This is a genomic window from Pseudomonas sp. B392_1p, from assembly GCF_052245235.1.
In the GTDB taxonomy this organism is placed as follows: Bacteria; Pseudomonadota; Gammaproteobacteria; order Pseudomonadales; family Pseudomonadaceae; genus Serpens; species Serpens gallinarum.
In genome coordinates this window covers 167,125-179,895 of the sequence record NZ_JBQPXM010000007.1, presented here as the reverse complement: position 1 = coordinate 179,895, position 12,771 = coordinate 167,125, and the positions used below count along the sequence as shown (strand labels likewise).

14 protein-coding genes are annotated in these 12,771 nt (G+C 62.4%); 8 read left to right on the top strand and 6 right to left on the bottom strand.

Going from position 1 to position 12,771, the window contains the following annotated elements:
• Positions 1-7: 7 nt before the first annotated feature.
• Entirely contained in the window at positions 8-1,066 is a 1,059-nt protein-coding gene (locus ACTV8E_RS12250; RefSeq protein ID WP_251836276.1) for an AI-2E family transporter, read from the top strand.
• A gap of 1 nt (position 1,067) precedes the next feature.
• On the opposite strand, the gene ACTV8E_RS12245 is transcribed toward ACTV8E_RS12250, so the two are convergent.
• Positions 1,068-2,078: a patatin-like phospholipase family protein gene (locus tag ACTV8E_RS12245; RefSeq protein WP_443199678.1), complete on the bottom strand. Its 1,011-nt coding sequence runs from the start codon at positions 2,076-2,078 to the stop codon at positions 1,068-1,070.
• Between the two features lie 185 nt (positions 2,079-2,263).
• Here ACTV8E_RS12245 and ACTV8E_RS12240 point away from each other — a divergent pair, with 185 nt between their 5' ends.
• The 6 genes from ACTV8E_RS12240 to ACTV8E_RS12215 all read left to right on the top strand — a co-directional run bounded on the left by ACTV8E_RS12240 (position 2,264) and on the right by ACTV8E_RS12215 (position 8,243).
• Positions 2,264-2,542 carry a hypothetical protein gene (locus ACTV8E_RS12240; RefSeq protein WP_251836274.1) on the top strand — a complete coding sequence of 93 codons (279 nt, stop codon included), beginning with the start codon at positions 2,264-2,266 and terminating at the stop codon, positions 2,540-2,542.
• A gap of 104 nt (positions 2,543-2,646) precedes the next feature.
• On the top strand, positions 2,647-3,564 hold the full coding sequence (locus ACTV8E_RS12235) for an AAA family ATPase (RefSeq protein ID WP_443199677.1): 918 nt from the start codon (positions 2,647-2,649) through the stop codon (positions 3,562-3,564).
• Positions 3,564-4,541 carry a DUF58 domain-containing protein gene (locus ACTV8E_RS12230; protein ID WP_443199676.1) on the top strand — a complete coding sequence of 326 codons (978 nt, stop codon included), beginning with the start codon at positions 3,564-3,566 and terminating at the stop codon, positions 4,539-4,541. The genes ACTV8E_RS12235 and ACTV8E_RS12230 overlap by 1 nt, the downstream gene beginning before the upstream one ends.
• The gene (locus tag ACTV8E_RS12225) at positions 4,538-6,559 is read left to right on the top strand and encodes a transglutaminase TgpA family protein (RefSeq protein WP_443199675.1); all 2,022 of its coding nucleotides are present in this window, start codon (positions 4,538-4,540) and stop codon (positions 6,557-6,559) included. Before ACTV8E_RS12230 ends, ACTV8E_RS12225 begins: the two co-directional genes overlap by 4 nt.
• Complete coding sequence (locus ACTV8E_RS12220; RefSeq protein ID WP_443199674.1) at positions 6,546-7,310, top strand: CHAD domain-containing protein; 765 nt, start codon at positions 6,546-6,548, stop codon at positions 7,308-7,310. The genes ACTV8E_RS12225 and ACTV8E_RS12220 overlap by 14 nt, the downstream gene beginning before the upstream one ends.
• Before the next feature lie 138 nt (positions 7,311-7,448).
• Positions 7,449-8,243: an acyl-CoA thioesterase gene (locus tag ACTV8E_RS12215; RefSeq protein WP_443199673.1), complete on the top strand. Its 795-nt coding sequence runs from the start codon at positions 7,449-7,451 to the stop codon at positions 8,241-8,243.
• A gap of 19 nt (positions 8,244-8,262) precedes the next feature.
• Here the strand turns inward: ACTV8E_RS12215 and ACTV8E_RS12210 are convergent, their stop codons facing one another.
• From ACTV8E_RS12210 to thpR, 4 genes are all read right to left on the bottom strand, one after another.
• The gene (locus ACTV8E_RS12210; RefSeq protein WP_443199672.1) at positions 8,263-9,744 is read right to left on the bottom strand and encodes a methyl-accepting chemotaxis protein; all 1,482 of its coding nucleotides are present in this window, start codon (positions 9,742-9,744) and stop codon (positions 8,263-8,265) included.
• A 133-nt stretch (positions 9,745-9,877) separates the two neighbouring features.
• Entirely contained in the window at positions 9,878-10,678 is an 801-nt protein-coding gene (locus ACTV8E_RS12205) for a TatD family hydrolase (protein ID WP_443199671.1), read from the bottom strand.
• Between the two features lie 32 nt (positions 10,679-10,710).
• Positions 10,711-11,055: a lipase secretion chaperone gene (locus tag ACTV8E_RS12200; RefSeq protein WP_251836266.1), complete on the bottom strand. Its 345-nt coding sequence runs from the start codon at positions 11,053-11,055 to the stop codon at positions 10,711-10,713.
• A 167-nt stretch (positions 11,056-11,222) separates the two neighbouring features.
• Positions 11,223-11,753, bottom strand: coding sequence for an RNA 2',3'-cyclic phosphodiesterase (thpR, locus tag ACTV8E_RS12195; RefSeq protein WP_443199670.1), 531 nt, complete (start codon positions 11,751-11,753; stop codon positions 11,223-11,225).
• Between the two features lie 179 nt (positions 11,754-11,932).
• Here thpR and ACTV8E_RS12190 point away from each other — a divergent pair, with 179 nt between their 5' ends.
• The gene (locus tag ACTV8E_RS12190) at positions 11,933-12,259 is read left to right on the top strand and encodes a class I SAM-dependent methyltransferase (protein ID WP_251836264.1); all 327 of its coding nucleotides are present in this window, start codon (positions 11,933-11,935) and stop codon (positions 12,257-12,259) included.
• On the opposite strand, the gene greB is transcribed toward ACTV8E_RS12190, so the two are convergent.
• A complete protein-coding gene (gene greB / locus ACTV8E_RS12185; protein ID WP_251836263.1) occupies positions 12,250-12,747 on the bottom strand; it encodes a transcription elongation factor GreB in 498 nt (165 codons plus the stop codon). The two genes, ACTV8E_RS12190 and greB, sit on opposite strands and share 10 nt — an antisense overlap.
• Positions 12,748-12,771 lie beyond the last annotated feature (24 nt).

Below are 12,771 nucleotides of genomic sequence, written 5' to 3'. Positions count from 1 at the left end.
CTATGCGATGCTGAACAATGACCGCTTGTTGGTACAAATTCTTCTCCTGGGTTTGCTGGGCGCCTGCATCTGGGTCCTGACGCCGTTCTGGTCGGCTTTGTTCTGGGCTGCGGTCCTGGCATTTGCCAGCTGGCCGTTGATGCGCCTGCTCACCCGCTTGCTGCCGGGCCGGGAAACCGCTGCCGCCGGGTTACTTACTGCCGGCTGGATGCTGCTGGTAGCGGTCCCCCTGGTCATGCTGGGGTTCAACCTGGCCGATCACATTCGTGATGTCACGGGCCTGATCAATGACCTGAAGGGTGCCGGATTGCCCACCATGCCGACCTGGCTGGTGGATGTGCCGCTCATTGGCGACTGGCTGGCGGAAACCTGGCTCGACCTGGACGCCCAAGGGGCGGCGTTGTTCGACACTGTGCGTCCATATGTCGGTCGAGTCGGCAACTGGCTGTTGGCGCGCAGCGCGCAAATCGCCGGCGGCGTGCTGGAATTGGCATTGAGCCTGGTTCTGGTGTTCTTCTTCTATCGCGATGGCCCGCGCCTGGCGGCATTCATCCATAGCATGCTGGAACGGTTGATTGGCGCACGGGCTGACCACTACTTGGATCTTGTCGCCGGCACCGTGCAGCGGGTGGTCAATGGTGTGATCGGCACGGCTGCGGCGCAGGGTACGCTGGCGGCGATCGGCTTCTGGATTGCCGGGGTGCCGGGTGTCCTGATTCTCGGCGTGCTCACTTTTGTGTTCAGCCTGATTCCCATGGGGCCGCCGCTGGTGTGGATTCCGGCGGCAGCCTGGCTGGTCAGTCAGGAGGCGTATGGCATGGCACTCTTCTTGGCCATCTGGGGCACCTTCGTAATCAGCGGCGTGGACAACGTGCTCAAGCCTTATCTGATCAGCCGAGGCGGCAACCTGCCATTGGTGGTGGTGTTGCTCGGGGTCTTCGGCGGTCTTCTGGCCTTTGGCTTCATGGGATTGTTCCTGGGGCCGACCCTGTTGGCGGTCGCTTACAGCCTGTTGCACGACTGGGTGAGCAAGGCAGAGCCGGAGTCGCAGAACCCGCGGCCGTAAGTCAGTGCTTCGCCTCATAACGATCCAGCGTATCGCTGGCGATCTGCCGGCCCAGGACAATCAACTCCTGGGCTTTGTAGAACTCGAAGAAGCGACACACCCGCTTGGGAATGTTGATCAGCACATCCGGGGGATAGCCCGCGATCTTGTACTGGGCGAGGGAGGTCTGCATGACCTCGAAGCTCTGGTTGATCAAGTCCAATAATGAAGCCGGCCCCACCTGGTCGACGATGCGCGAGCCGCTGGCCGACTTGGGTGCGCCGGCGCGCTCTGGCGCGGCGGCAGGCTGCTGGGCTTCGGGGTGCGCGTCCTCGGGGGGCGTCGCAGAGGACAGCTCTGCTGCTCCATGATGGCCATTGCCGTTGAGTCCATTGCCGCGTAGGAAGGGCAAGCGCCTGAGCACGGCATCCATCCGTTTGGTCATGGCGGGAGGACGTTCGATGACTGGCAAGTTATAGCGGGCTTGCCCCGAGGCGTTGAGGTTGACGGCCACGATGAGGTCGCAATGGCTCGAGACCACCGGCACGATAGGCAACGGATTGAGCAGGCCACCGTCCACCAGCATGCGATTGCCCTGCATCACCGGCGTGAACAGGCTGGGAATGGCTGCCGAGGCGCGCATCGCCTGGTGTAGGCTGCCTTCTTGAAACCACAGCTCCTGCTGGTTGGTGAGGTCGGTGGCCACCGCGGTATAGGGGATCGGCAGATCTTCGATATTGATTTCGCCGAGCATGCTGTGGATCTTGCCGAAGACCTTGTCGCCACGCAGGGCGCCCAGTGAAAAGCTCACGTCCATCAGGCGCAGCACATCGAGGTAATCCAGGCTTTCGGTCCAGGCCCGGTATTCGGGCAATTTTCCAGCAGCATAGATGCCGCCGACCACGGCGCCCATCGAGCACCCGGCAATGCAGCCAATCTCATAGCCCCGCGACTCCAGTTCCTCGATCACGCCGATATGCGCATAACCCCTTGCCCCACCTGAGCCCAGTACCAGGGCAACTCGTTTCGACATGCTTACCTCCTTATTTCAAAAAGACGATACGCGTCCGAACGTATCGCGCCAAGCAGGGCACTGAGAGTTATGGGCGAGGGCTAGGGTCGGTTCCCGTTTTGCTTACGGCTGCGCAAAGGACATTCGCGCCGAAATGGGGAACAGACCTAGACTCAGCGTGGTACCTGAGCGCGGAGACATGACCAATGAACGTCTGGATCAGTGTGGCACTGTTCGCCGTTGCCCTGGGTGGTTGCGCAGCGAAAACCTCGTATCGTGACAGTTGCGCCAATCATCTGGATGCCGCCTGGAAGGAGCTGGATATCGCTAAGGTAGAAGGCTTCGCGGGCAGCGTCAGCTATTCCAAGGCGGTGTCCTTGCTGACAGCGGCGAAAACCCAGCAGCAGTTCGAAGCCTTCCAGGGGTGTGCCGAGAAAGCTGAAAAAGCCCGGTTCTATATTCGCGAATCCCGCGAGGGGCGCTAGTAAGCGAAGCGCAACCTGGTTCACAGGAATGGCCGGTAGCAGCCCGGGGCGCTTTGCGCGGCTTCCAGCGGCCAGTAGCATCGGTCGTTCACTGAGGAGGCTGCATGCGCGCACAATTGGAAAGCTGCCTGGCGGCGATCAATGAGGTGATATTGGGCAAGGAGCCACAGGTGCGCCTGGCTCTGGCCTGCATACTGGCTCGTGGGCATCTGCTGATCGAGGACCTGCCCGGCATGGGCAAAACCACGCTTAGCCACGCGCTCGCGCGGGTTCTGGGCCTGGAATTCCAGCGTATCCAGTTCACCTCCGATCTGCTGCCCGGCGATATTCTCGGCACCTCGGTATTCGACAAGACCAGTGGGGGATTCATCTTCCATCCGGGACCGATTTTCGCTGAGCTGGTTCTGGCCGATGAAATCAACCGCGCCACGCCAAAAAGCCAGAGCGCCTTGCTCGAGGCGATGGAAGAAGGCCAGGTGACCATTGAAGGGGCGACTCGCGCATTGCCGCAGCCGTTCTTTGTCATCGCCACGCAAAACCCCGCGAACCAAGGCGGCACGTTCGCCTTGCCTGAATCGCAGCTCGATCGCTTTCTGATGCGCTTGTCGCTGGGCTATCCGGCCCGCTCTGCAGAGCGGGCCTTACTGCTCGGCACCGCACGACGCGATTTGCTGCCACGCCTGCAAGCGTTGCTGGACCATGCCGAGCTGGCCCGCGTCCAGGAAAGCGTGGCCCTGGTGCGGGTCAGCGATGCCCTGGTGGACTATGTGCTGCGTCTGGCCGAGGCGACCCGCCGCGAGTCGCAGTTCGCCTGCGGACTGTCGCCGCGCGGTAGCCTGGCCTTGCTCGGCGCCGCGCGCGCCTGGGCCTACCTGGCCGGGCGTGACTATGTGATTCCCGAGGATGTCCAGGCGGTTCTGCCGGCTGTGGCGGGGCATCGTCTGCGGGAGCGTGCGCAGCAGGGCGAACAGGATGGTGGCGGGCTGGTGCGCTGGCTGCTTGATCACGTCCCGGCCGTCTGATGGCCGGCGAATCCACCTTTGCAGAACAGGTGCGCATACGCGGCGATCGCTGGTTGGCGCGACGTATTCCAGCAGCCCGACAGGTGCGCCTGAACCAGCGGCGCATTTTCATCCTGCCCAGTCGTGCCGGCGTGGCCTTTGCCGGCGTGCTGCTGTTGATGCTGCTGCTGGCGATCAACTACCAGCACAGTCTGGCGTATGCGCTCACCTTTCTGCTCGCCTCGGTGTTTGTCGTGGCCATCCTGCACACCTACCGCAACCTGTCTGGCCTGCAGTTGAGCGCCGGATCGGCCCCGGCCGTGTTTGCAGGGACACAGGCACGTATACGGGTCGTACTGCAGGCTGGGGCACGTAGCCATCGAGCGGTGAGTCTGGGCTGGAGCCACGCCAGGCAAGGAACCTGGCATGTCCCTGCCCTCGGGCAGACGGACTGCGATCTGCGCTTGCCCGCGTCACGCCGGGGCTGGCTGGTCGCACCGCGAATACGGGTGGAGAGCCGTTTTCCGCTGGGCTTGCTGGTGGCCTGGAGCTGGGTTGATCTGCAACAGCGGGTGCTGGTGTATCCGCAGCCCGTGGTTGGCGTCTTACCCGGCAGGCGGGGCGCTGGCGAGGGAAGCCAGGGCAGCCAGTTGCAGGCCGAAGGCTGTGACGACTTCCAGGGATTGCATACTTATCAGCCCGGCGATGGCCAGCGGCGCTTGCACTGGAAAGCGTTTTCCCGCGGTCAGGGCCTGCTGGTAAAAGCCTTCGCCGAGGAAACGGGCGAAGAATGGCTGTTGGATTTACAAACCCTCAGCGGGCCGCTGGAGGAGTGCTTGTCGCGTTTGTGCCAGGGCGTGCTGGAACTGTCTGAACAAGGATTGCGCTTCTGTTTGCGGTTGCCGGGCGTGACGCTCGGCCCGGACCGTGGTGAAGGGCATCGTGAGGTGTGTTTGCGCGCGTTGGCGCTGTATGGCAGCAGAGAGGACAGGCCATGAGCGGGGCGGGCGGCATCCCGCGCATCAGCCTGGTGTGGCTGTTGGTTGCGCAACTGCTGGTCCTTGCCCCTTTTCTGACTCAGTTGCCGGTCTGGCTGGCGGCGCTATGGCTGGGCTGCGCGGCGTGGCGCGTGCAAATCTTTCGCATGCGCGCCACCTTTCCTACGGCCCGAATCAAGCTCGTATTGCTGCTGGGCTCGGCTGTTGGGGTCTATCTGTTCAGCGGAGGCCGTATCGGCATGGAAGTGGCCAGCGCGCTGCTGATTGCCGCCTTTATTCTCAAACTTGTGGAGATGCACAGCCGGCGTGATGCGCTGATTGTCATTTACCTCGGATTTTTCGCCGTAGTCACCGGTTATCTATTCCAGAGCAGCATGTTTGCCGCGCTGTATAGTCTGTTGCCGGTCACCGCCCTGCTGGCGGCCTTGATCGGCTTGCACGAAGGCGACGGCGAACGGCCTTGGGCCACGCTGCGCCTGGCGGGGAGCCTGTTGCTGCAGGCCTTGCCCTTGATGCTTTTGCTGTTTGTGTTCTTTCCCCGCCTTGGGCCGATCTGGTCACTGCCCCAGGCGAGCCAGCAAGGCTTGACCGGATTGTCGGACCGTATGGCGCCGGGGGATATCGTTGAGCTCGGCCGTTCCGATGCCCTGGTATTTCGGGCCCGTTTCGAGGGTGCGGTGCCGGCGCGTGACCAGTTGTACTGGCGGGCGCTAACCCTGGACCAGTTCGATGGCCGTGAGTGGAGCAAGACGCCTTTGGGGTTTTCGGCCGCTGAACCGGGCTGGAGCAAGCGTGGCGAGGCTCTGCAATACAGCATTGTGATGCAGCCCAGCGGCAAGCCCTGGCTGTTCGCCCTGGATGTGCCGCAGTCACCGCTGCCGCGCGTGCGCATGTATGAGGATTTTCGTCTTGAGCACTATCGACCCGTGGAACAGGCGCTGTTGTACGACGTGACGTCCTGGCCTGCGGCCTTGCGAGAGCCGACGCTGTCGCCTGCCATGCAGCAACGCACCTTGCAATTGCCGCTGTCAGGCAATCCGCAGACACGAGCCTGGGCCGAGCAATTGCGCCGGGATCATCCCGACCCCGCGGCGCTGGTTGAGGCCTTGCTGGTGCACTTCAACCGAGAGCCTTACGGCTACACGCTGCGTCCGCCACCGGTGGGTGTGCACATCATTGATGACTTCCTGTTCGCCAGCCGCCAGGGTTTTTGTCTGCATTTCGCCGGGGCCATGACGTTCGTTCTGCGCGCCGCTGGCATTCCCGCGCGTATGGTCGCCGGTTATCACGGTGGCGAGTACAACGCGGCGGGCAACTACCTGGCCGTTCGCCAGTTCGATGCTCATGCCTGGGTTGAATATTGGCGGCCGGGGCAGGGTTGGCTGAGTATCGACCCAACGTTTCAGGTAGCGCCGGAACGTATCGAGTACGGGCTGGAAGAGGCGCTGGCCGAGGAGCAGAGTTTTCTGGAGGACGCCCCGCTAAGCCTGCTGCGCTACCGCGATGTCGGCTGGCTCAATGGATTGCGGCTGAATTGGGACCGGGCCAACTATGGCTGGCAACGCTGGGTGCTGGGCTACCAGGCTGAGCTGCAGTTGCGCTTGTTGCAGCGCTGGTTCGGCGGTTTCGAATTGCATCAGATCGGTTGGCCGTTGTTGGGCGGCGGCGCGTTGTTGCTGGGGCTGCTGGCGCTCGGCTTGTTCAAACCGTGGCAGCGCAAAGCGGATGTATCGTTGCGCCTGCTGATCCGCTTCGAACGGCTGCTCGCCCGGTGGGGTGTGGCCAGGCAACCGGGGGAAGGCGTGCGCACCTATGCTCAGCGTGCAGCCGCGGCGCTGCCGGAGCAGGCGGAAGCGATTCTGGCCTTCATGGCGGTGTTCGAGGCTCAGCGGTATGCCGGCGAGCAGGTAGCGGTCGACCAAATGCGCATGGCCCTGCGCCGGGTACGGCGTAGCCTGCCCTGGCATGTCGGGGCGGGCCGACGTGAATGGCGGAGAAAGAACCATGGCGTCCTTTAGCGATGACCTGATCGCCGAAGTGATCCGAACCCAGGTTCGACTGCAGGCGTGCCAAGCACGTCTGGCGGCAGGTACTGATGACGAGGCACTGCATGATGTGCGCATTGCCTTGCGCAAGTTGCGCAGTCGGCTGCGCCCGCTTCGTGGCTTGCCCGGTGTCGAGGTGCTGGAACAAGCTGCCAAGGCGCTGGGTGAGGTGAGTGGCCCGCTGCGTGAGCGGGAAGTCTTGCTGGTCGAGCTGGACAAGTGGGCGCATCACGAGGCGGTCCACTGGCGCCGAGCCGAGCTGGAAAAAGGCTATCGCCGGCTCTTGCGTGGTGAGCCGTTACAACAATTGCAGGCCATTCTGGCGGCCTGGCCGGCGCTGTGGCGTACCGCTGAGCGCAACCGGCTCTTGCCACCGCTCGGTCCTCGCGTCGACAAGCGCTTGGCCCGGGAGCGCCATCGTCTGGCCGAAGCGCTGCATGACGCTGACCATGACCCTCACCGCTTGCGCCTGTTGATCAAACGGGTGCGCTACGGCGCGCAGGCCTACCCCAGGCATGCGGGAATCCCGAACAAGGCGGCCAAGGCCCTGCAGCGCGCGCAAGCGTTACTGGGCGAATGGCATGATCGCTGGCAATGGCTGGAACGTGCCAAGGTCGAACCTGATCTGCGCATCTGTTGCGCCGCCTGGCAGGTGCAACTTGCCACTGCCGAGCAGCAGGCTGAGCGCGCTTTGGTACGCCTGCAGCGGGTCTTGGCGCGTTGAGCCTGATTGCTGATTCCCCATCCTGTTTGGCATAGGTGCCTGTTGGTCGAGGCGATTGAGTCCGCTAGCGTTGCCGGAACAGGACGCCGCGCGCGGCCTATGCATCTCCCTTAACTCAGTCTGTGCCGAAGGTTGCCAATGGATTTTTTCGACGTGATGCGAGCCGGCTGTGGCGAAGCTGCCATGAGTGTGCCGGAACAATGGGGCCAAGGGCGTGCCGTTTTCGGTGGTGTGGCCGTGGCACTGGTTTATCAGGCCATGCGCGCCCAAGTACCCGCCGCGCGCCCGTTGCGTTCCCTGGCGGTCACCTTCGTTGCCCCGATGGTGTGCGCCAAGGAGGTGCGTTTCGAGGTCGAGGTATTGCGCGAAGGACGTGCCGTCAGTCAGGTGTTGGGACGCGCTGTGCAGGATGGTCAAGTGGTGACGCTGGTGCAGGGCAGTTTCGGCTCGGGGCGCACTTCTACCGTGACTGTGGAGGCCGAGCCTGCTCCGCCGATCAAGGCGGTGGAGAACTGTCAGGAGCTGCCTTATCTGCGCGGCGTGACGCCAGAGTTCACACGCCATCTGGCCATGCGTTGGGGGCAGGGCGGTTTACCGTTCAGCAACACTGCGGCGCGCGAGATGGGCGGCTGGGTGCGCCTGCGAGGTGAAGTGCCAGATGTCGCGGTGGATGAGCGCCTGGTGCTCGCGCTGGTAGACGCCTGGCCGCCCGCACTGCTCAGCTACCTGAGCAGCCCAGCTCCAGGCAGTTCATTGACCTGGACCATTGAGTTTATCCAGCCGCAACCGCTGATCAGCAGCCGCGACTGGTGCCACTACCAGGCGCGCATCGAGCATGCCCGCGATGGCTATGGGCATATCGCGGCGGGCTTGTGGTCGCCCGCCGGAGAGTTGCTGGCGCTGAGTCGGCAAACCGTGGTGGTCTTCGACTGAGGCGGCACCTGTCAGAGCTTCAGAGCTTGAGTTGGCGAATCGCCTTGCTCAGCTCGGCGGCCAGGTGGGCGAGTTCGTTACTGGTGGAGGTGGAGGCGCTGGTTTTGCGCACGGTCAGTTCGGATAGATCACGGATGCCCACCACCGACCGGGTCATTTCTTCCGCCACTTGGCTTTGCTGTTCGGCGGCAACCGCAATCTGCGTATTGCTCTCGCGCATTTGCGCCACCGCATTGGTGATGGCGGTGAGTGCGGTGCCAGCCTCTTGGGCCAGCTGTACGCAGTCGTCGGCCCGCAGAGAGCTTTCCTGCATGAATTCCACGGCGTCCCGGGTGCCGCCTTGCAGCGCGGTGACCATCTGGGTGATTTCGTCGGTTGAGACCTGAACACGTTTGGCCAGGTGACGCACTTCATCGGCGACCACGGCAAACCCCCGGCCTTGTTCGCCGGCGCGAGCGGCTTCGATGGCGGCGTTCAGGGCCAGCAGGTTGGTCTGGTCGGCGATGCCGTGAATAACGCCCACTACACTGCTGATCTTTTGACTGTCCTCGGCCAGTCGCTCGATCATCTGGGCGGTTTCCTGCACTCCCTTGGACAGCGTGGCGATGGAACCCTCGACGCGGTGCACTACCGATTGGCCGGCACCGGCCAATTCATCGGCTGACTGGGACTGATCGCGCGTATCGGCCGCATGCTGGGCGATGTGGGCGACGGTGGTCGACATTTCGTTGATCGCCGTGGCGGTCTGGTCGGTTTCACTTTGCTGGCCGAGCATGCCCTGCTGCACGTCGTTCATGTCTGCCGCCAGGCGTGAAGCGCCCTGATCGAGGCGGCTGGCCGTCTGCGCCACGACGTTGACGATGCGCTGATAGCCATTTTGCATGGCATTGAAGGCGCTGGCCATCTGGCCAACCTCGTCGCCGCCTTCAAGTGGCACGCGGGCTGCCAGGTCGCCGGTTTTCTCGACATGCAGCATGACGGCTTTGAGTGTGTCGAGGTGGCCGAGCAGAAAACGGATCAGCAGCTGCGAGCTGGCCAGCAGAGCCAGCATCAAAATCAGCACGGCGAGGGCGTATTGACCCATGCGATCAAAGAAGATCTGGCTCAGGCTGGGCGCGCGGGCCAATACGGCCAGCCGCTGGCCGTTGTCACGCTCGATCACTTGGACGCCGATCAAGGGCTGTTGGCCAAACAGCGCGTCATGTTCCAGTGCTACCCAGCCGGTTGCATTGGCCAGGCGAGTGGCGCGCTGGCCTTGCAGCTGGGGGCTGTCGCCCTTGGCGAAGGACACCAGTAACGGATCGTGCGGCAGCGCTTGTTGGCTAGGCCAACTGGCCAGCAGTTGTGCCTTGAGCTGCGCCTGATGGCGGGCTTCGCTGGCCCGGCCATCCTGCTCTTGCAGCATGGCAAAGATCACCAACAATAGGGTGGTGGCGAAGGAGACAGCGTTAAGGGCCCAAAATTTGTATTTCAGGGAAAGATCGCGAATCCAGAGGGCCATTAGACTGCTCTATTGTTGGAGAAATTGGGTGGCGTGTTGCCATCATTGATTGGCCAGAATGCCCGGCCCTGTGATGGTAATCAACTCTTTGCTCTACCCTGTAACGGCCTGAGGTTGCCCCGACTTGAGTCCGTTAATCCGGTAATGCGAAAAACTGTCGGGCGCATGCACTGGTGTGCGCGGCTACGGCTTCGATGCTTTCGTTGCGATGCAGGGCGACGCAGCGCAACACTTCGCCCAGATAAGCCGGTTCGTTGTGACCACTTTTCGGTTTTGGACGCAGTGTGCGCGGCAGCAGATAGGGTGCATCGCTTTCTAGCATCAACCGGCCAACTGGGATCTCCCGAACCAGGGGATGCAGGTGGGTGCCGCGGCGCTCATCGCAGATCCAGCCTGTGATGCCGATGTGCAGATCCAGGTCCAGATAGCCGAACAGCGCCTGACGCTCGCCGGTAAAACAGTGCACCACGGCGGCCGGCAAGCGGTCGCGATAGTCACGCAGGATGGCCAAAAGGCGGTGGTCCGCATCGCGTTCATGAAGAAAGACCGGCATTTGCAGTTCGACCGCCAGCTCAAGCTGTTCTTCCAGTGCTTTTTCCTGCTGCGGGCGCGGTGAGAAATCACGATTGAAGTCGAGGCCGCATTCACCCACTGCGCGTACTCGGCTGTGTTGCAGCAACGCGCGCAGTTCAACAGCGACGGCTGCATTCCATTGGCTGGCGGCGTGGGGATGTACCCCTGCGGTGCTGAACAGGCGCCGTTGCTCAGGGTCATGCTCCTCGCAGAGCTGCAGTGCCTGCTCGCTTTCCGGCAGGCTTGTGCCGGTAATGATCATTTGCTTGACGCCGGCGTCTTCGGCGCGTTCCAGCACACCGTCAAGATCACGAGCAAGACTGGGATGGGTGAGGTTGAGGCCGATATCGATAAGGTGCATGGCGTTCGCTGCGATGTTACGAAGCGGCCAGTTTACTCAATTGGCGAGGCAGAGGGCGGTTGCAAAGCGGTGTCGGAGGCCGGGTAGCGCTCCAGCCAGCGGAGCTCCTCGTCACTGAAGTGCTCGTCGCGCAAACGCTCCAGCGCTGTGCGCCTGTCCTCGGGAGACAGGCTCTCATTGAGCTGCAAGCGTGCGCTGGCCTTGTGATACGCGCGTAAACGCTGCTCCCAGTCCGCCGGCCGGGGCCGATCCTGTTCACTGCGGCCATCGGCCACGGGCGTTCCGGCAAACAGGGCTTGGGAGGGCGGCAACAGAAGTCCGAGGCCGGATAAACCAATGATGAGAACCAGTAAAAGGGCAAGCAGAGGCTTATTCATGGCCAGGACTCGGTACGGGCTGCGGCGCAACCATGGACGCACGCATGGAAACAGTGCTAAGCAGGAAACATGCCGATTTTTCAGATTTATATGTAACGGCTCTGGGTCAGGCGTTTCCTAGCAATTGCAGAGACGCTCGAGCGGAGGGGTTGTTACGCCATGACCCATCAGGAGTCGCTGTGCCGCAGCAACGGCCAAGCTTGCAACAACCGGTAACGGGAGCTGACGGAACGGGGCTCGGAAGCCAATAAACCCCACTCTTCAGCGGTCCAGGCGAAACATGGCTCCGCAGGGACAATTCTGGTGTGTCCTCGGCGCAACAGCGTCAGGTGTGGGCGGAATGGACGTGCGTCTACAGGTAGGCCGGCGGCGAGCAAGTGGCGTTGAAGTTCGCGCTGCAGGTACAGGAGCGCTTCAGGTGGCTGGCTGGGGGTGAGCACTAAAAGGCCGGAGTGCCACTGCTGCAACTGATCGAGTTGCAGGTGAAAGCGTGCGATCTGGAGCCCAGCGGCCATCCGCTCAAGCAAGGGCAGCTTGTCCAGCGGCTGTTGACCGAGAAATGCCAGGGTCACGTGCAGGCCGGCGGGCATCACCGGTTGCCCTTCTATTCCCAGACTGTCTCGCCACGTGGCTATTTGCGCGGCAAGCTGCGGTGGGCAGGGCAAGGCAAAAAACAGACGCAAATGAGGTGAGTTCATGAGCACTCGCTGGTTGACAGTAACGGGCTGATTTCCATAGGATTCATGCCTTGCGCCGATTTAGTCAGCTACTTGCGGGGCGCCTGGAGTCCATGACTTCGAAATACCGCTAAAGCGCTGGTTCCGGTGTCGCCTCCCACCGCTGTCCAGCGGTTCCCTTTGAGGCGGAAGTTCTCCAAATGAATGTACAGCACAGCAAGCTACGTCTGGCCCCGATCACGTCCGGGCTGATCTGCCGCGATCCCAAGATTCTCCTGGGCGGTTGTCATCAACCCACGCTTTTACGCTACCTGGATGGCGTGCCGAAGCGCTGGGGTAAGCCCAAAACCCTGCTGATCCAATTCAGTGCCGAAGGTGATTCGTTGTCCGCTTACGCAACGGACAGTTTCGATTTGGCCGTTATCGAAGCACCGCGCGGTGAACAGGCGGCTGACTATATTCATGACCTGACTCGCATTGCTCGCAAGGGATTGATCACCCGCCGCACGGGCCCGACTCAAGGGTAATCGATCGCCATCACGTACCAGGTTTTCTCACCGGTCGGCGTGGCGACGCGCACTTCGGCGTCCAGCGCCTTGCCGACCAGGGCCCGTGCCAGCGGGGCGTCGATGCTGATCAGGTGGTTCTTCAGATCCAGTTCGTCTGGACCGACGATGCGGTAGCGCGCGGTCTCGCCCTCGTCGTCCTCCAGCGTGACCCAGGCGCCAAAGTAGACCTTGTCGGGATCGCTGGGCCGTTCGCTGACCACTTTGAGGCTTTCCAGACGCTTGCGCAAAAAGCGTACGCGGCTGTCAATCTCGCGCAGCATTTTCTTGCCGTAGGTGTATTCGGCGTTCTCCGAGCGATCACCCTGCGCGGCGGCCTCGCTCACCGATTGGGTCACCTGGGGGCGACGTACATTCCACAGTTCATGCAATTCGGCGCGCAGGCGCGCTTCCCCTTCCGGGGTGATCAGCGGCGTACCGGCGCTGCGGGGCGGACGATAACGGCTCATGGCATTCCACGTCTGGCAAAAGGA